Annotated in this window: 15 protein-coding genes and 1 other RNA gene; 2 read left to right on the forward strand and 14 right to left on the reverse strand. The window is 62.1% G+C overall.

The features are described from left to right. Window positions 1-4 precede the first annotated feature (4 nt). The 14 genes from DKB71_RS28105 to rsmI all read right to left on the reverse strand — a co-directional run bounded on the left by DKB71_RS28105 (window position 5) and on the right by rsmI (window position 15,047). A complete protein-coding gene (locus DKB71_RS28105) occupies window positions 5-979 on the reverse strand; it encodes a D-alanine--D-alanine ligase (RefSeq protein WP_323606943.1) in 975 nt (324 codons plus the stop codon). Beyond that, window positions 976-2,436 (reverse strand): UDP-N-acetylmuramate--L-alanine ligase, encoded by a 1,461-nt coding sequence (murC, locus tag DKB71_RS28110; protein ID WP_323627052.1) that lies wholly within the window; start codon window positions 2,434-2,436, stop codon window positions 976-978. Before murC ends, DKB71_RS28105 begins: the two co-directional genes overlap by 4 nt. Then, window positions 2,429-3,499, reverse strand: coding sequence for an undecaprenyldiphospho-muramoylpentapeptide beta-N-acetylglucosaminyltransferase (murG, locus tag DKB71_RS28115; protein ID WP_408598799.1), 1,071 nt, complete (start codon window positions 3,497-3,499; stop codon window positions 2,429-2,431). Before murG ends, murC begins: the two co-directional genes overlap by 8 nt. After that, a complete protein-coding gene (ftsW, locus tag DKB71_RS28120; protein WP_274074208.1) occupies window positions 3,489-4,706 on the reverse strand; it encodes a putative lipid II flippase FtsW in 1,218 nt (405 codons plus the stop codon). Before ftsW ends, murG begins: the two co-directional genes overlap by 11 nt. Then, on the reverse strand, window positions 4,703-6,049 hold the full coding sequence (murD, locus tag DKB71_RS28125; protein ID WP_408598801.1) for a UDP-N-acetylmuramoyl-L-alanine--D-glutamate ligase: 1,347 nt from the start codon (window positions 6,047-6,049) through the stop codon (window positions 4,703-4,705). The genes ftsW and murD overlap by 4 nt, the downstream gene beginning before the upstream one ends. A 6-nt stretch (window positions 6,050-6,055) precedes the next feature. After that, window positions 6,056-7,138 (reverse strand): phospho-N-acetylmuramoyl-pentapeptide-transferase, encoded by a 1,083-nt coding sequence (gene mraY, locus DKB71_RS28130; RefSeq protein ID WP_008060275.1) that lies wholly within the window; start codon window positions 7,136-7,138, stop codon window positions 6,056-6,058. Then, the gene (gene murF / locus DKB71_RS28135) at window positions 7,138-8,505 is read right to left on the reverse strand and encodes a UDP-N-acetylmuramoyl-tripeptide--D-alanyl-D-alanine ligase (protein ID WP_408598804.1); all 1,368 of its coding nucleotides are present in this window, start codon (window positions 8,503-8,505) and stop codon (window positions 7,138-7,140) included. Before murF ends, mraY begins: the two co-directional genes overlap by 1 nt. Beyond that, window positions 8,498-9,961 (reverse strand): UDP-N-acetylmuramoyl-L-alanyl-D-glutamate--2,6-diaminopimelate ligase, encoded by a 1,464-nt coding sequence (locus DKB71_RS28140; RefSeq protein WP_274074205.1) that lies wholly within the window; start codon window positions 9,959-9,961, stop codon window positions 8,498-8,500. Before DKB71_RS28140 ends, murF begins: the two co-directional genes overlap by 8 nt. After that, the gene (locus DKB71_RS28145) at window positions 9,961-11,700 is read right to left on the reverse strand and encodes a penicillin-binding protein 2 (RefSeq protein WP_178134366.1); all 1,740 of its coding nucleotides are present in this window, start codon (window positions 11,698-11,700) and stop codon (window positions 9,961-9,963) included. Before DKB71_RS28145 ends, DKB71_RS28140 begins: the two co-directional genes overlap by 1 nt. After that, window positions 11,700-11,993 carry a cell division protein FtsL gene (ftsL, locus tag DKB71_RS28150; RefSeq protein WP_032834661.1) on the reverse strand — a complete coding sequence of 98 codons (294 nt, stop codon included), beginning with the start codon at window positions 11,991-11,993 and terminating at the stop codon, window positions 11,700-11,702. Before ftsL ends, DKB71_RS28145 begins: the two co-directional genes overlap by 1 nt. Continuing rightward, on the reverse strand, window positions 11,990-12,937 hold the full coding sequence (gene rsmH, locus DKB71_RS28155; RefSeq protein WP_046819006.1) for a 16S rRNA (cytosine(1402)-N(4))-methyltransferase RsmH: 948 nt from the start codon (window positions 12,935-12,937) through the stop codon (window positions 11,990-11,992). Before rsmH ends, ftsL begins: the two co-directional genes overlap by 4 nt. Further along, a complete protein-coding gene (gene mraZ, locus DKB71_RS28160) occupies window positions 12,934-13,389 on the reverse strand; it encodes a division/cell wall cluster transcriptional repressor MraZ (protein ID WP_274074204.1) in 456 nt (151 codons plus the stop codon). Before mraZ ends, rsmH begins: the two co-directional genes overlap by 4 nt. A 356-nt stretch (window positions 13,390-13,745) precedes the next feature. Next, window positions 13,746-14,099, reverse strand: an RNA gene (gene rnpB / locus DKB71_RS28165) — RNase P RNA component class A. 75 nt (window positions 14,100-14,174) lie between these two features. Continuing rightward, window positions 14,175-15,047: a 16S rRNA (cytidine(1402)-2'-O)-methyltransferase gene (gene rsmI / locus DKB71_RS28170; protein WP_274643041.1), complete on the reverse strand. Its 873-nt coding sequence runs from the start codon at window positions 15,045-15,047 to the stop codon at window positions 14,175-14,177. Window positions 15,048-15,255: 208 nt separating this feature from the next. Here rsmI and DKB71_RS28175 point away from each other — a divergent pair, with 208 nt between their 5' ends. Both DKB71_RS28175 and DKB71_RS28180 read left to right on the forward strand, forming a co-directional pair. Further along, complete coding sequence (locus DKB71_RS28175) at window positions 15,256-17,067, forward strand: penicillin-binding protein activator (RefSeq protein WP_408598808.1); 1,812 nt, start codon at window positions 15,256-15,258, stop codon at window positions 17,065-17,067. Beyond that, the gene (locus DKB71_RS28180) at window positions 17,067-17,429 is read left to right on the forward strand and encodes a YraN family protein (RefSeq protein WP_408601168.1); all 363 of its coding nucleotides are present in this window, start codon (window positions 17,067-17,069) and stop codon (window positions 17,427-17,429) included. The genes DKB71_RS28175 and DKB71_RS28180 overlap by 1 nt, the downstream gene beginning before the upstream one ends. The last annotated feature ends 36 nt before the right edge of the window (window positions 17,430-17,465 follow it).

Genomic DNA, 17,465 nt, shown 5'->3' on the forward strand with positions numbered 1-17,465 from the left:
GGTCTTAACCTCGCGGCTCTTCGGTGCCGGCAGCGGGAATGCTGGCGGCCAGAATGGCCAGAACCAATTGCTGGAAATCCAGGCCGGCAGCGCGGGCCGCCATCGGCACCAGGCTGTGATCGGTCATGCCCGGTGCCGTATTGACTTCCAGGAACCAGAACTGCCCTTCGGCGTCCTGCATCACGTCCGCCCTGCCCCAACCGGCGATACCCAGCGCTTCACAGGCTTTCGCCGTGAGGTCCATGAGTTCCTTTTCCTTGGCGCTGTCCAGGCCGCATGGAATGCGGTACTGGGTATCGTTGGCGATGTACTTGGCGTCGTAGTCGTAGAAACTGTGCGTCGTGCCCAGGGCGATTGGCGGCAACACCTGGTCACGCAGGGTGGCGATGGTGAACTCCGGACCGTGAATCCATTGCTCGACCAACACTTGCGAATCGTAGGTACTGGCCGCTTTCCAGGCGTCGATCAACTCAGACGCGGAACTCACTTTGGCCATCCCGATACTCGAACCTTCATGGGCCGGTTTGACGATCAAAGGGAAGCCCAGTTCCGTCGCCGCCGAAATACAATCGGCTTCGCTGCTCAGCACCGCATGACGTGGCGTCGGAATGCCCAGGCTGTGCCAGACCTGCTTGGTGCGCAGCTTGTCCATGGCCAGCGCCGAGGCGAGGATGCCGCTGCCGGTGTAGGGAATCCCCAGGCACTCGAGCAGGCCCTGCATGCTGCCGTCTTCACCGCCACGGCCGTGGAGGATGATGAAGGCGCGGTCGATCTTTTCGTTCAGCAGACGCTGCAGCAGGTCATCGCCGACGTCGAGGCCGAACGCGTCCACGCCTGCGCTTTGCAGTGCATCCAGAACGGCATTGCCCGACTTCAACGACACTTCGCGTTCGGCACTCTTGCCGCCGAACAGCACGGCGACGCGGCCGAAGTCTTTCGGCGCGACGGTGCTGACGAGGTTGGCGTAGGCAGCAGTCATTTCAACTTCCCCTTCTCCGGCGCAGCAACGGCACCGGCGAACAACTCACTTTTCAACAGTTTCGGTGCAAGACCGCCGATATCGCCGGCGCCCTGGCACAGCAGGATGTCGCCAGCGCGCAGCAGCGGCTTGACCAGCGGCGCGAGGTCGACTCCGCGCTCGATGTAGATCGGGTCGAGCTGGCCGCGCTGGCGGATGCTGTTGCACAGCTTGCGGCTGTCGGCGCCCGGAATCGGTTCTTCACCGGCCGGGTAGACTTCCATCAACAGCAGGACGTTGGCGTCGGCCAGTACATTGACGAAGTCGTCGTACAGGTCGCGGGTACGGCTGTAACGGTGCGGCTGGTAAACCATCACCAGGCGACGTTCCGGCCAGCCACCGCGCACGGCCTTGATCACCGCAGCGACTTCGGTCGGGTGGTGACCGTAGTCGTCCACCAGCATCACGTTGCCGCCGTCCACCGGCAGTTCGCCGTAGACCTGGAAGCGTCGACCAACCCCCTGGAACCCGGACAGGCCCTGGACGATGGCTTCATCGCTGACGCCTTCGTCGGTGGCGATGCAGATGGTCGCCAGCGAGTTCAGCACGTTGTGGTTGCCCGGCATGTTCACCGAAACATCCAGCGGCTCGCGGTCTGGGCGCAGCACGGTGAAGAAGGTCTGCATGCCTTGCTGGCGCACATTGATAGCGCGCACGTCGCAGTCTTCGCCGAAGCCGTAGGTGACGGTCGGACGCTTGACCAGCGGCAGGATTTCACGCACCACCGGATCGTCCAGGCACACCACAGCCAGGCCGTAGAACGGCAGGTTGTGGAGGAACTCGACGAAGGTTTTCTTCAGTTTGTTGAAGTCACCGTCGTAGGTCGCCATGTGGTCGGCGTCGATATTGGTGACCACGGCCACCAGTGGCTGCAGGTGCAGGAAGCTGGCGTCGCTTTCGTCGGCTTCGGCGATCAGGTAGCGGCTGGTGCCGAGCTGGGCATTGGTGCCCGCGGCATTCAGGCGGCCACCAATGACGAACGTCGGGTCCAGGCCACCGGCGGCGAACACCGAGGCGATCAGGCTGGTGGTGGTGGTTTTGCCGTGGGTACCGGCGACGGCGATGCCGTGGCGGTAGCGCATCAGCTCAGCCAGCATTTCTGCACGCGGCACTACTGGAATACGACGCTCCAGCGCGGTGGCGACTTCCGGGTTGGAAACGTTCACGGCACTCGACACCACCAGCACATCGGCGGCGGCAGCGTTCTCGGCGCGGTGACCGATGAAAATCTGCGCACCGAACGATTCCAGGCGCTCGGTGACCGGAGAAGCCTTCAGGTCGGAACCGGACACTTCATAGCCCAGGTTCAGCAACACTTCGGCAATCCCGCACATGCCCACGCCGCCGATCCCGACGAAGTGGATGCGCCGGATGCGGCGCATTTCCGGTTGCGGCATGGCTTTCTGATTCTCAACCATGGGCCACCTCCAGGCAGGTATCGACTACGTTACGGGTGGCATCGGGTTTGGCCAGGCGGCGGGCCGCAGTGGCCATATCGTTGAGTCGTTGTGGTTGCATCAGGACCTCTGTCAGGCGCGCGGCAAGATCCGCTGCACCGGTCGTTCTTTGCGGCATCAGGAAGGCAGCGCCTTCACGGGCCAAATAATCGGCGTTGCGGGTCTGGTGATCGTCGATCGCGTGGGGCAACGGCACCAGCATCGAGGGCAGACCGGCGGCGGCCAGTTCACTGATGGTCAGCGCACCTGCGCGACATACCACCAGGTCGGCCCAGCCATAGGCTTGGGCCATGTCTTTGATGAACGGCTGCACTTGCGCCTCGACGCCAGCCGCGAGGTAGCGCTGCGCAGTCACTTCATCATGGTTTTTACCGGCCTGATGGAACACGTCCGGGCGCAGGTCGACGGCGACTTGCGACAGGGCTTCAGGCAGCAGCTTGTTCAACGGTTCTGCGCCCAGGCTTCCGCCCAGGATCAGCAAACGCGCCTTGCGACCGGCCAGGGCCGGGCGCGGTGTTTCGAGGAACAGCTCGGTGCGCACCGGGTTACCGGTGGTCCGTCGGCTGCTCGACAGGGTAAAGGTGTCGGGGAACGCTTCACAGACTCGGGCGGCCAACGGCACCAGCAACCGATTGGCGGTACCGGCCACGGCGTTCTGTTCGTGAACGATCACCGGCACGCCGGCCAGTTTGGCTGCGACACCACCAGGGCCGGTCACATAACCGCCAAAGCCCACCACGCAAGCCGGCTGCAAACGACGAATGATCGCCCGCGCCTGCCAGACCGATTTGAGCAACATGAACGGCGCCTTGAGCAGCGACAGCTTGCCCTTGCCACGCAAACCGCTGGCGTTGATCCGGTGCAGTTCGATACCGGCCATCGGAACCAATTCGTTCTCGATACCGCGCGGCGTCCCGAGCCAGTGCACGGTGTAACCGCGGGCCTGGAATTCGCGGGCACAGGCCAGTGCCGGGAACACGTGGCCCCCGGTGCCGCCGGCCATGATCAATACGTTAGCGCCCATGGTTCGGCTCCTCGGCGAAGTCGCTCTCATGGAACTCCATCTCTTCGCTGCCCAGGTGGGTTCGACTCTCCCACTCGATGCGCAGCAACAAGCCGAGACAGGCACAGCAGATCACCAACGAACTGCCGCCATAGCTGAGGAACGGCAAAGTCAGGCCCTTGGTCGGCAGCAGGCCGACGTTCACGCCGATGTTGATCAGAAACTGACCGATCCACAGGAACGACAGGCCGTAGGCGACATAGGCGGCGAAAAACTGCTTGGCCTTCTCGGCCCACAAGCCGATGTACATGCCACGAATACAAACGAAGACGAACAGCGCCACCGTGCACAGGGAACCCACGGCACCCAGCTCTTCGGCCAGGACCGAGAACACGAAGTCAGTGTGGGCTTCCGGCAGGTAGAACTGCTTCTGCACGCTGTTGCCCAGGCCAACGCCCAGCCATTCGCCGCGGCCGAAAGCGATCAACGCCTGGGACAGCTGGTAGCCGGCACCGAACTGGTCGGCCCACGGATCGGCAAAGTTGGTCAGACGCGCCATTCGATACGGCTGCATCTGAATCAGCAACACCACCGCCCCGACCGCCAGGACCACCATCAGGGAAAACCGGAACAGCCCGACCCCGCCGAGGAACAGCATCGCCGCCGCCGCACCCATCATCACCACGGTGGCACCGAAGTCCGGCTCCATCAGCAACAGGCCCGCCATCGGCAGCAGCACGATGAACGGCTTGAAGAAACCCATCCAGCTTTCACGCACTTCTTTCTGGCGACGCACCAGATAACCGGCGAGGTAGATCACCACGAACACCTTGGCGATCTCGGAAGGCTGGACGTTGAAAAAGCTGAAGCCGATCCAGCGCATCGAACCGTTCACTTCACGCCCGATCCCGGGAATGATCACCATCACCAGCAAACCGAATGCCCCCAGCAGCATCAACCAGCCCAGGCGTTGCCAGGTGGCGATCGGGATCATCATGGTGACGATGCAGGCAGCAAGGCCCAGCACCACATAGATAAGGTGGCGAATCATGTAGTACAGGGCGCTGCCCGATTGCACCGCCGCCACTTCGGTGGAGGCCGATGCAATCATCACCAGCCCCAGGCCGAGCAGCGTCAGGCAACCGACGAGCATCGGGAAGTCGAGGTCGATGCCGCGCCCGGTGATGAGCGGCGATGGGTACGGCTTGATGATGCCCCGAAGACTCATGCCAGTTCCTCCACGGCTTGGACGAACTGGTGACCACGGTCTTCGTAGTGCTTGAACATGTCGAAACTGGCGCACGCCGGCGACAGCAGCACCACGTCGCCCGGCCGGGCAGCGGCGCGGCATTGCTCGACGGCTTCGAGCAGGGAGCCTGCACGAATCAACGGAACGGCATCGCCGATGGCCTGGCCGATCTTGTCCGAGTCGCGACCCATGAGGACCACGGCGCGGCAGTTGGCCGCCACCGGATCACGCAGGTCCTTGAATTCGGCACCCTTGCCGTCGCCGCCGGCGATCAGCACGATCTTGCCGTCGATGTCCGCACCCAGGCCTTCGATGGCTGCCAGCGCGGCGCCGACGTTAGTGGCTTTGGAGTCGTTGTAGTAACCCACGCCATCCAGGTCGCGGACCCATTGGCAACGATGCTCGAGCCCGGCGAAGGTGCGCAGCGCCGAGAGCATGGCGTCGAACGGCAAGCCGACGGCGTGACCGAGTGCCAATGCCGCCAGGGCGTTGGATTGGTTATGGGCGCCGCGGATTTTCAGTTCGCGCACCGGCATCAGGTTCTGGAATTCGAAGGCCAGGTACTTCTCGCCGCCTTCTTCGCGGATACCGAAGGCCTTGAAATCCGGCTTGGTCAGGCCAAAGGTCCAGCACGGCTGGCCCTCGCCCATCAACGGCCGGCTCAGGGCATCCTGACGGTTGACCACGAACTGTTTGGCCCCCCGGAAGATCCGGTGCTTGGCCAGGTGATAGGCCGGCAGGCCGCTGTAGCGGTCCATGTGGTCTTCGCTGATGTTGAGCACGGTCGCTACTTCGGCGTTGAGCTGATCGGTGGTTTCCAGCTGGAAACTCGACAACTCCATCACGTACAGCTCGACGTCGTCGCTGAGCAGGTCCAGCGCCGGCGTACCGAGGTTGCCGCCTACAGCGACACGTTTGCCCGCCGCCGCCGCCATCTCGCCGACCAGGGTGGTCACGGTGCTCTTCGCGTTGGAACCGCTGATGGCCACGATCGGCGCCTTCGCGTTACGCGCGAACAGTTCGATGTCGCCGGACAGTTTCACGCCACGGGCAGCGGCGGCCTGCAGGGCCGGGGTCGCCAGTGCCAGCCCGGGGCTCACGTAGAGCTCGTCGGCACGGCACAGGAACTCGACGTCCAGCTCGCCGCAACGCACTTCCACCTGCGGGTAGTCACGCTTGAGCGTGGCCAGTTCCGGCGGGTTTTCCCGCGTATCGGCCACTGCAAAGGCCACGCCCCGGTTCGCCAGGAAGCGAACCAGGGACATGCCGCTCTTGCCGAGGCCGACAACGATGCGGAAGTGGTCAGACGCGATCAGGGACACGGGTTTCTACCTCAGTTTCAGGGTGGCAAGACCGATCAGCACGAGAATCACGGTGATGATCCAGAAACGGACAATCACGCGTGGCTCGGGCCAGCCCTTGAGTTCAAAGTGGTGGTGAATCGGTGCCATGCGGAACACACGGCGACCGGTCAGCTTAAAGGACGCAACCTGAATGACGACTGACAGGGTTTCCATCACGAACACGCCGCCCATGATGAACAGGACGATTTCCTGACGGACGATCACGGCGATGGTGCCCAGGGCCGCGCCCAGCGCCAGCGCGCCGACGTCGCCCATGAAGACTTGTGCGGGATAGGTGTTGAACCAAAGGAAGCCCAGGCCGGCACCGATCAGCGCGCCGCAGAACACGATCAGCTCACCCGCGCCCGGTACATAAGGGATCAGCAGGTATTCGGCGAATTTCACGTTACCCGACAGGTAGCAGAAGATGCCAAGGCCACCACCGACCATCACGGTCGGCATGATCGCCAGGCCGTCGAGGCCGTCGGTCAGGTTGACCGCGTTGCTCGAACCGACGATCACGAAATAGGTCAGGACGATGAAGCCTGCGCCCAGCGCAATGCTGTGATCCTTGAGCATCGGCAGGATCAGGGTGGTTTCCACCGGCGTCGCGGCGGTCATATAAAGGAAGATCGCCGCGCCAAGGCCGAACACCGACTGCCAGAAGTACTTCCAGCGGCTTGGCAGGCCACGGGAGTTCTTCTCGATCACCTTGCGGTAGTCATCGACCCAGCCGATGGCACCGAACAACAGGGTCACCAACAGGACGACCCAGACATAACGGTTGGTCAGGTCAGCCCACAGCAGGGTGCTGACACCGATCGACGACAGAATCAGCGCGCCACCCATAGTCGGGGTGCCGGACTTGGACAGGTGCGATTGCGGGCCGTCGTTACGGACGGACTGGCCGATCTGACGGTTCTGCAGAGTACGGATCATCCACGGGCCATAGCACAGCGACAAAACCAGCGCGGTCAGCACACCGAGAATCCCGCGCAGGGTCAGGTACTGGAAGACCGCGAAGCCTTTGTAGAACTGTTGCAGATACTCCGCTAGCAGCAGCAGCATTAATGTTTCTCCAGACTGGTCCCGCACAAAGCGGCAACGATGTTTTCCATCGCAGCGCTGCGCGAGCCCTTGATCAAAATGGTGGTGTTTGTATCCTGCTCGGCCCCCAGGGCCTTGATCAGTTCAGCCTGCGTGCTGAAGTGAAAGGCTTGTGGACCGAAAGCGTCGACGGCGTGAACCATCATCGGCCCGACGGCGTACAGCGCAGAAACCTTGCCACGGGCGTATTCGCCCACGTCGCGGTGCCCCTGCTGCGCCCAGTCGCCCAACTCGCCTATATCCCCGAGCACCAGAACGGTGCGACCGGAAAAGCCGGCCAGTATATCAACGGCGGCGCACATGGAGGTGGGGTTTGCGTTGTAAGTGTCATCTATGACGCGCATGCCATTGCTGGCCAGTTGCGCAACGGTACGACCCTTCACCGGTTGCACCGCGCCGAGGCCGGTGGCGATGCCGAACAGCGACACCCCCAGGGCATGGGCGGCAGCCGCGGCAGCCATGGCGTTGGCGACGTTATGGGTGCCGAGCAGATTCAGTTGAACGCGCTCCACACCTTCAGGACTGTGCAGGTTGAACGCCGGGCAGCCACGGGCATCGGTGGCCAGGTCGCTGGCGTAGAAATCGGCACTGACATTGCTCAGGGCGAAGGTCAGCACCTTGCGCTCGCCAGCGCGGGTCTTCCAGATGTCGAACGCCTTGTCGTCGAGATTGAGCACGGCGACGCCATTGGCATCCAGCCCATCAATGATCTCGCCCTTGGCTTCGACGATTTTTTCCGGCCCGCCGAACTCGCCGACATGGGCGGTTCCGGCATTGTTGAGAATGGCCACATGGGGTTTGGTCAGGCCCACGGTGTAGGCAATTTCACCCAGGCGCGAAGCACCGAGCTCGATCACGGCGGCGGTGTGTTCCGGTGCCAGTTCGAGCAGGGTCAACGGCGCGCCGAGGTCGTTGTTCAGGTTGCCGCGGGTGGCCAGCACAGGACCACGGGTGCGCAGGATGCTCGCGAGCATTTCCTTGACCGTGGTCTTGCCGCTGGAACCGGTGATGGCGGCGACTGGCTGGGTGAATGCCGCACGATTGAGCGCGCCCAGTTGGCCCAGGGCCTGGCGGGTATCGGCCACCAGCAATTGCGGCAGCGTGCTGTCGGCGACTTCGCGCTCGACCAAGGCTGCCACGGCACCTTTGGCCGCGACTTCATTGAGGTAGTCATGGCCATCGAAGCGCGGACCGGCCAGGGCAATGAACAACTGGCCCGGCTTGATGGCGCGACTGTCGATGCTGACGCCGTCGAAGCTCGCATCTGCTGCGATCAAGCGTGCATTCAGCGCGCCGGTCAGTTCGCTCAGTTTCAGGGTTTTAAGCATGGGCCACCTCCCACGCGGTCAAGGCATGATCGGCCTCGACCAGATCGGAAAAGGCATGCCGTTCGCCGTTGATTTCCTGATAGTCCTCGTGACCTTTACCGGCCAGGACAATCACGTCATCAGCCGACGCACCGGCGATCAACTGGGCAATTGCCTGGCCACGGCCAGCCACGAAGGTCACTTTATCCACAGCGGTGAAGCCGGCACGGATGTCGTCGAAAATCACCGATGGATCTTCAGTGCGCGGGTTGTCGTCGGTGACCAGTACGCCATCGGCCAGACGCTCGACCACTTCGGCCATCAGCGGACGCTTGCCGCGATCGCGGTCGCCGCCACAGCCGAACAGGCACAGCAGCCGTCCTTTGACGTGAGGGCGCAGGGCCGTCAGGACTTTTTCCAGGGCGTCCGGGGTGTGGGCGTAATCGACCACCACCAACGGCTGGGTACCGCCGCCCAGGCGTTGCATGCGCCCGGCCGGGCCTTCGAGTTTGGGCAGCACCTTGAGAATTTCGTCCAGGGCATAGTCCAGGCCGAGCAAGGCGCCGACCGCGGCCAGCACGTTGCTCAGGTTGAAACGACCCAGCAGCGTGCTGCGCAGGTGGTGTTCGCCCTGGGGCGTAACCAGCGTGGCGCGCACGCCGTGATCATCGAACTGCGCTTCGCGGCAATAGAGGTAAGCGCTGCTGTCGAGCAGGCTGTAGGTGATCAGACGCGACTCGCGTTTTTCGGCAGCCAGTTGCCGGCCGAAATCATCGTCGAGGTTGACCACGCGGCACTTCAAGTCATTCCAGGCGAACAACCTGGACTTGGCTTCGCCATAGGCCTGCATGGTGCCGTGGTAGTCCAGATGGTCGCGGGACAGGTTGGTCATCACGGCCACATCGAATGCCAGCGCGGTGACCCGGCCCTGATCCAGGCCATGGGACGAGACTTCCATGGCAACCGCCTTGGCACCGGCCTTTTTCAGGTCGCCCAAGGTCGCTTGCACCGCAATCGGGTTTGGCGTGGTGTGCAGGCCGCTTTCCAGCGCGCCATGAAACCCGCTGCCGAGGGTGCCGACAATGCCGCAGTGCTGACCAAGCAGATCCAGTGCCTGGGCTACCAATTGGGTCACGCTGGTCTTGCCGTTGGTGCCAGTCACGCCCACCAGTTTCAGGTGATGGCTCGGCTCGCCATAAAAACGCCCGGCGATGTCCGACAGCTGCGCTGCCAGGCCCTTGACCGGAATCAGCGGCACGTCGGTGATCGGCAGCACGGTAGCGCCTTCCACTTCATAAGCCACGGCCGCAGCGCCTCGCGCAAGCGCATCGGCAATGTGCGCACGGCCATCGAATTTGCCGCCCGGCACCGCGAGGAACAGGTCACCCGCGCGTACGTTGCGACTGTCCAGCGCCAACTCACGGATCAACAGATCGTGGCCGGCGTGGGGGAAAATCTTGTTCAGGCTCAAAGACATCAGCCGCGCCCTCCATTGGCTTTCAGTGGAACGACCGGCGCTGCGTTCGCTTGTTGGGTAGGTGGCAGGTTGTCCGGGGTAACGTTCATCAGGCGCAGGGTGCCGGACATCACGCGGCTGAACACCGGCGCAGACACCAGGCCACCGAAGTAACCGGCCTTGGTCGGCTCGTCGATCACCACCACGATGGCGTAGCGCGGATCGCTCATCGGGCCGAAACCGGCGAACAGCGAGCGGTAGGAGTTCTCGGCGTAGCCTTTGGTGCCGACCGATGTTTTACGCGCAGTACCGGACTTGCCGCCCACGTGATAAGCCGGCACCTGTGCACGGAATACCCCGCGCGGCGCTTCGATCACTTGCTGCAGCATGCCTTGCATGGTTTTCGCGACGGCTTCCGGCAACACCTGGGTGGTCTGCGGCGCCTTGTCGGTTTTGATCAGTGTCAGCGGCGCCAGGCGACCGTTGTTGGCCAGGGCCGAAAAGGCGTGAACCAACTGGATCGCCGTCACGGAAACACCGTAGCCGTAGGACAGGGTGGCGGTTTCAGCCTTGCGCCATTCGCGGTAGTTCGGCAGGTTGCCGACACGTTCGCCCGGGAAGCCGAGGCCGGTATCCTGGCCGAGACCGACTTTCTGCGCCAGGCGGAAAATCGTCTCACCACCGATATCGAAGGCGATCTTGCTCATGCCGACGTTACTGGAATTGATCAGGATACCGGCAAGGTCAAGCACCGGACCTTCGCTCTTGGAGACGTCCTTGATGGTGTACTTGCCGATCTGCAGGGAGCCCGGGTACACCTCGACGGTGTCGCTCGGCTTCCAGCGTCCGGTTTCGATGGCAGCACTCATCGAGATCGCCTTCATGGTCGAACCCGGTTCGAACACGTCGATCATCGCGCGGTTACGCATCATCGCCGGTTGCAGGTTGCGGCGGTTGTTCGGGTTGTAGGTCGGCTGGTTGACCATGGCGAGGATTTCGCCGGTCTTCACGTCCATGATCACCAGGCTGCCGGCCTTGGCGCCGTTCTCGATGATCGCGTTGCGCAATTCGCGGTTGGCCAGGTATTGCAGGCGCAGGTCAATGGACAACGCCAAGGGCTTTCCGGCCTTGGCGTTTTTGGTGACCTGGACATCCTTGATCAACCGACCGCGCCGGTCCTTGATCACTTGCCGTTTGCCGGGGACCCCGGCCAGCCATTCATCGTAGGCGAGCTCGACGCCTTCTCGACCATGGTCGTCGATGTCGGTAAAGCCGACCATATGGGCGGTGACCTCACCGGCCGGGTAGAAGCGGCGGAACTCTTCGATGCCGTAGACACCCGGCACTTTCAGGTCGAGTACGGCCTGGCCCTGCTCAGGCGTCAGCCCGCGCACCAGATAAATGAATTCCTTGTTGGCTTGTGCTTCAAGGCGCTCGGCCAGTGCCTTGGGGTCCTGCCCCAGCGCAGCAGCCAGTGCTGGCCACTTTTCCTTGGCCAGCTGCATTTCCTTGGCATTGGCCCACAAGGTGGTGACCGGGGTGCTGACGGCCAGGGGCTCGCCATTACGATCGGTGATCAGGCCTCGGTGAGCCGGAATCGGAATATGCCGAACGCTGCGCGCGTCGCCCTGGCCTTTGAGAAAGGCACGGTCGACCACTTGCAGGTCAATGATCCGCCAGGCGATCGCCGCCACCATGACGCCAAGCAGACCCAGCACCAGGCGGAAGCGCCATGGAAAAAGAGCGCCTTCGAGTTTCATCATGGCGCCACCATCTGCACTTCGGCGGCGCCGGGAATGCGCATTTTCAGTTGTTCGGTGGCCAGCACTTCGATACGGCTGTGGGCGGTCCAGGTGCTTTGTTCAAGAATCAGGCGACCCCATTCGGCCTGCGCCTTGTCGCGCACGCTCAACTCGCCGTACAGCGTGTTCAGCAACTGGCGGTTCCAGTGGGCGCTGTAGGACACGCCAATGGCCGACACGAGCACGCCCACGAACAACAGCAGCATGAAAAAGCTTCCGCCGGGAAGTGGCTTGGCGAAGAGCTTGCTCACCGCAGCTTCTCCGCCACGCGCATGACAGCACTACGGGAACGTGGGTTGGCCTTCAGCTCGGCGTCGGAGGCCGTCTGCGCTTTGCCATGGATTTTGATTTTCGGTTCGAAAGCGACATGCCGAACCGGCAGGTTGCGTGGCAGGTTGTCGGCTTCGCCTTTGACCAGCTTGCGCATGAACAGCTTGACGATGCGATCTTCCAGCGAATGGAAGCTGATGACCACCAGGCGACCGCCCACTTCCAGGCTCTCCAGCGCGGCTTCGAGACCGGCTTCCAGATCGCCCAGTTCGTTATTGACGTGGATGCGCAACCCCTGGAATGCACGGGTAGCCGGGTTCTTGCCCTTTTCCCACGCAGGGTTGGCGACCTTCAGCACTTCAGCCAGATCGGCGGTGCGCTCGAACGGTTTGATATCGCGACGTTCGGCCACGGCACGGGCCATGCGCCCGGAAAAACGCTCTTCGCCGTATTCCTTGAACACCCGGGCGATTTCTTCCACGGGCGCGGTGTTGACGAATTCGGCAGCGCTGATCCCGCGGGACGGGTCCATGCGCATGTCCAGCGGGCCATCGTTGAGGAAGCTGAAGCCGCGCTCAGGGTCGTCCAGCTGTGGCGAAGAGACGCCCAGGTCAAGCAGCACGCCGCTGACCTTGCCGTTCATGCCGCGTGCGGCAACTTCCGCACCCAGCTCGGCAAAGCTGCGCTGTACAACGACAAAGCGGCCGTCTTCGGCCGCTAGCGTCTGCCCGGTGGCAATCGCTTGAGGGTCTTTGTCGAACCCGAGCAACCGACCATCGGGACCGAGCTGGCTGAGGATCAACCGGCTGTGTCCGCCCCGTCCGAACGTTCCGTCCAGATAGCAGCCATCAGGACGTACGGCGAGAGCCTCGACGGCTTCGTCAAGCAGTACGGTGATGTGGTTAAAGCCGCTATCTATAGTCACAGGATCAATTCACGCAGGTTATCAGGCATCGCGCCCGGTTCTTGAATAGCAGCCAGGTCAGCGGCAGCAACCGCATCCCAGGCATCTTCGTCCCACAATTGGAACTTGTTCAGTTGGCCTACCAGCATCGCGCGCTTATCCAACTTGGCATATTCACGAAGACGCGGTGGAACCAGAAAACGACCACTGCCATCGAGCTCGAGGTCGACGGCATTGCCAATCAGTAAACGTTGCAGACGGCGGTTCGCTTCGTGAAGCGAAGGCAGTGCGCGCAGTTTGGTTTCAATAATTTCCCACTCATCGAGGGGGTAAACACACAGACACGGATCAACGGCATCAATGGTGACGATCAACTGACCGGAACTACGCGAAACCAGCTCGTCGCGGTACCGGCTCGGCATAGCGAGACGGCCCTTTGCATCGAGACTGATTGCGTTGGCTCCGCGAAACACGTCAGCGTTTCTCCAAATTCTAGCGTTTTACGTTCAGAAAACCCACTTTACGCCACTTTCCGCCACTTGCGCACACTATAGGAATGCGCCCACCACACCGTCAAGGCGCGGATTACAGGAAAACCCTTACAGAACTGAGATTTAGGAGCATAAAGAGAGGAGCAATCAGAATCAGACGGATGAAACCGCCCAACAACTTGAATCAGCACAGGAGGCTGCGTTCAGAAGTTAAAGTGATTTATTAAGAGTAAGATTTTTTTGATATTACGAAAGTGATAATGAGGACGAATCTGAAAGGAGGGAAATTGCCATCATCGGACCCCTGCTCAATGATTTAAGCAGAGGGGAGAAAAAAGGTGGAGAGTCGATCTGTAAGCCGGGTTCTGTCTTGAACAGTCATTCGTCTACGATGGCCATCACTGGACATCTTTAGCAACCTACCCGGTCCCAGCGCGGGCCACGCCTTGGGACCCTATTTGGTCTTGCTCCAAGTGGGGTTTACCTAGCCACGAACTGTTGCCAGACGTGCGGTGCGCTCTTACCGCACCTTTTCACCCTTACCGGCGCCGAAGCGCTTAGGCGGTTATTTTCTGTGGCACTTTCCGTAGGCTCACGCCTCCCAGGCATTACCTGGCACTTCGCCCTATGGAGCCCGGACTTTCCTCCCCCCCCTAATTTTCATAGAGGGCAGCGACTGTCCGATCGACTCTCCGCCGCGAAGGTTACCGGCAGAGCGCCCGAAGAACAAGCGTTAAGCGCCGTTGCGCACGCCGGTGCGTCGGGTTTTACTCGCCCTTCTGTTTATCCAGCGCAATCTGATACAGCACATTCTTGCGTTCGCCGGTAATTTGCGCCGCCAACGCCGCGGCACGCTTGAGCGGCATTTCTTCGAGCAACAGATCGAGGATACGCATCGCTTCACTGCTGACCGCGCCCTCCTCCTCGGGGGCCGTCCAACCCGCCACCAACACCACGCACTCGCCGCGCTGTTGATTACTGTCCGACTCGACGAACTCGCGCAACTCGGCCAGCGGCAAGCCCTTGAGCGTTTCGAACGTCTTGGTCAGCTCCCGCGCCAGCAACGCCGGGCGTTCGGCACCGAACACCAGCTCCATGTCCTGCAGGCATTCGAGGATACGGTGCGGCGCCTCGTAGAAAATCAGCGTACGCGGCTCTTCCTTGACGAGCTCAAGACGCGCGCGTCGCCCCACCGCCTTGGCCGGCAGGAAGCCTTCGAAGATGAAACGGTCCGACGGCAAACCCGCCGCCGACAGGGCCGCAATCAACGCACAGGCCCCCGGCACAGGCACAACATTGATGCCCGCCGCACGCGCCTGGCGAACCAGGTGATAACCCGGATCGGAGATCAGCGGCGTACCGGCATCGGAAATCAACGCGACATCGTCACCCGCGAGCAGGCGGGTGATAAAGCGGCTACCTTCATCGCGCTCGTTGTGTTCATGACAGGCAGCCAGGGGCGTGGGAATGCCGAAATGCTGCATCAGGCGCTGGGAGTGGCGGGTGTCTTCAGCGGCAATCAAGGCCACCTCACGCAATATTTTCAGCGCCCGGGCACTGATATCGTCCAGGTTGCCGATGGGCGTCGCCACCACATAAAGCGAGCCAGCAGCGGAATTCAAAGCACCTGGAGCAGTCAAAGCGCACACCTCATGATCGATAAAACGGCCATTGTAGCGCGTAGCGACGTTCGCGATACGGGCAAGCAACACCCGCTTTTGCAGGCTTTTGTAGCGCACGGCAACATTTACACCAGCTAAATTGATCGTTTCTTACCAGCAACATCGCGCCCCGGCCAGTGCTTGGGTACAATTCCACGCTAATTTGATCGAGTATCAGGAACACTACATGATCGCTTGCCTGCGGCTGTTCTCTGCCCTATGCCTCGCTGCCTTGCTGGCGGCTTGCGCCAGCTCGCCCTCCTCCAGCCTTGGCGAACTTCCACGGACCCCGGATGCCAGCATCGAGCAACTGCTCGAAAAGGCCGCCCAAAGCAAAACGCCGGAAGACGCGGCACTGCTACGCCTGAGCGCAGCCGACCTGGCCTATCATCAGGGCAATGCCGGCCAGTCCGCGCAGATCCTGCAACAGGTCCCCGTTGAAACACTCAAGCCTGGCCAACAGATCTTCGCCAACACCCTGGCGGCTGAACTGGCCATGACCCGCAACCAGCCGAAAGCCGCGCTGACCGCCTTGAGCCACCCGAGCTTCCAGCGCCTGGGCGAAATGCCGGAAGAGCAACAGGTCCGCACCGGCACCGTTCGCGCCCGCGCCCTTGAAGCCGATGGCCAGACCCTGGCCGCGGCAAAGGAACGCATTTTTATCGCACCGATGCTGAGCGGTGAAGCGGCGAGCAAAAACCACGAGGCCATCTGGACCCTGATCGCTTCGCTGCCGACCGAGCAATTGCAGCCGACCACCGACGACGATCTTGGCGGCTGGATGGCCCTGGCACTGGCGGTAAAAACCGCTGGCACTCTTGAACAGCAGCAGGCGGCCATCGACAACTGGCGCGCCCAGAACCCGAAACACCCGGCCGCCCGCCAGCTGCCACTGCCATTGACCAACCTCAAGGAGCTAGCCAGTCAGCCCTTGGGTAAAATCGCCCTGTTGCTGCCGCAGGACGGCCAGCTGGCTTCAGTCGGCAAAGCATTGCGCGAAGGCTTCATGGCCGCCCACTACCAGGCACAACAGTCCGGACAGAAACCGCCGGCCATCGAGTTCTACGACAGCTCGCGCCTGACCTCGCTCGACGAGTTCTATCGCAAGGCCCAGGCCGATGGCGTGCAACTGGTGGTAGGCCCGCTGGAAAAACCACTGGTCAAACAGCTCAGCGCCCGCCCGCAACTGCCGATCACCACACTGGCCCTGAACTACAGCGAAGGTGCTCAAGGTCCGGCCCAGCTGTTCCAGTTTGGCCTGGCCGCTGAAGACGAAGCCCGCGAAGTCTCCCGCCGCGCTCGCGCCGACGGCCTGCACCGCGCCGCCATCATGGTGCCGAAAGGCGAATGGGGCGACCGCGTACTCAAGGCGTTCAGCCAGGACTGGCAAGCCAATGGCGGCAGCATCGTCGCCACCGAGCGTGTCGACCAGCCGGTGCAACTGGCCCAGCAGATCGCCGACATGTTCCAGCTGCGCCAGAGCGAAGGTCGCGCCAAGAGCCTGCAAAGCACCGTTGGCTCGCAGGTAGCCGCCCAGCCGTCGCGTCGCCAGGACATCGAGTTCATTTTCCTCGCTGCCACGCCGCAACAGGCCCAGCAGATCAAGCCGACCCTGAACTTCCAGTACGCCGGTGACGTTCCGGTCTACGCCACGTCCCACGTCTTCAGCGCCAGCGGCGACGTCAACCAGTACAACGACATGAATGGCGTGCGCTTCTGCGAAACCCCATGGCTGCTGGACGCCAACGATCCGTTGCGCCGCCAGGTCACCGCGCAATGGCCGCAAGCGGCCGGCAGCCTGGGCCGCCTGTACGCCATGGGCGTGGACGCCTACAGCCTGGCACCCCGCCTGGGCCAGCTCAAGGCCCTGCCGGACAGCCGTATCGAAGGTCAATCGGGCAGCCTGAGCATGACCCAGAACCAGCGCGTAGTGCGCGAGCTGCCGTGGGCGCAGTTCGTCAATGGTCAGGTTCAACGCCTGCCGAACACCCCACGCTGATGCCTGAAAGGTCACGCCAGCAATGCGGTATAGATGCCGAGCGCCATGCGCTCGAGCATCTTCAGCGACAAGGCCTGCAGCTACTGGCGCAGAACTGGTTGTGTAAACGCGGCGAGCTTGATCTGGTCATGCTGGAGGGCGATACAGTAGTATTCGTTGAAGTTCGCTACAGAAAAAACACTCAATGGGGGGGCGCGCTCGATAGCATCGATGAGCGCAAACGGCAAAAACTGATTTTTGCCGCGCAGTATTTTCTTCAGCGTGAGTCGCGCTGGGCCAACGCCCCTTGCCGCTTCGACGTGATTGCGATCGACAGCGACCTCGATCAGTTGAACTGGTTGCAAAATGCCTTCGACAGCTGATTGCCTACGCCCCGAACCGGACACCACCACTCAACA

The sequence above is a fragment of the Pseudomonas sp. PLMAX genome, from assembly GCF_046042685.1.
Lineage (GTDB): Bacteria > Pseudomonadota > Gammaproteobacteria > Pseudomonadales > Pseudomonadaceae > Aquipseudomonas > Aquipseudomonas putida_AE.

Bases quoted from the DNA above. Each gene is read 5' to 3' on its own strand.
- DKB71_RS28105 (WP_323606943.1), bottom strand. From the start codon at position 979: ATGACTGCTGCCTACGCCAACCTCGTCAGCACCGTCGCGCCGAAAGAC.
- murC (WP_323627052.1), bottom strand. From the start codon at position 2,436: ATGGTTGAGAATCAGAAAGCCATGCCGCAACCGGAAATGCGCCGCATC.
- murG (WP_408598799.1), bottom strand. From the start codon at position 3,499: ATGGGCGCTAACGTATTGATCATGGCCGGCGGCACCGGGGGCCACGTG.
- ftsW (WP_274074208.1), bottom strand. From the start codon at position 4,706: ATGAGTCTTCGGGGCATCATCAAGCCGTACCCATCGCCGCTCATCACC.
- mraY (WP_008060275.1), bottom strand. From the start codon at position 7,138: ATGCTGCTGCTGCTAGCGGAGTATCTGCAACAGTTCTACAAAGGCTTC.
- murF (WP_408598804.1), bottom strand. From the start codon at position 8,505: ATGCTTAAAACCCTGAAACTGAGCGAACTGACCGGCGCGCTGAATGCA.
- DKB71_RS28140 (WP_274074205.1), bottom strand. From the start codon at position 9,961: ATGTCTTTGAGCCTGAACAAGATTTTCCCCCACGCCGGCCACGATCTG.
- DKB71_RS28145 (WP_178134366.1), bottom strand. From the start codon at position 11,700: ATGAAACTCGAAGGCGCTCTTTTTCCATGGCGCTTCCGCCTGGTGCTG.
- DKB71_RS28175 (WP_408598808.1), top strand. From the start codon at position 15,256: ATGATCGCTTGCCTGCGGCTGTTCTCTGCCCTATGCCTCGCTGCCTTG.
- DKB71_RS28180 (WP_408601168.1), top strand. From the start codon at position 17,067: ATGCCTGAAAGGTCACGCCAGCAATGCGGTATAGATGCCGAGCGCCAT.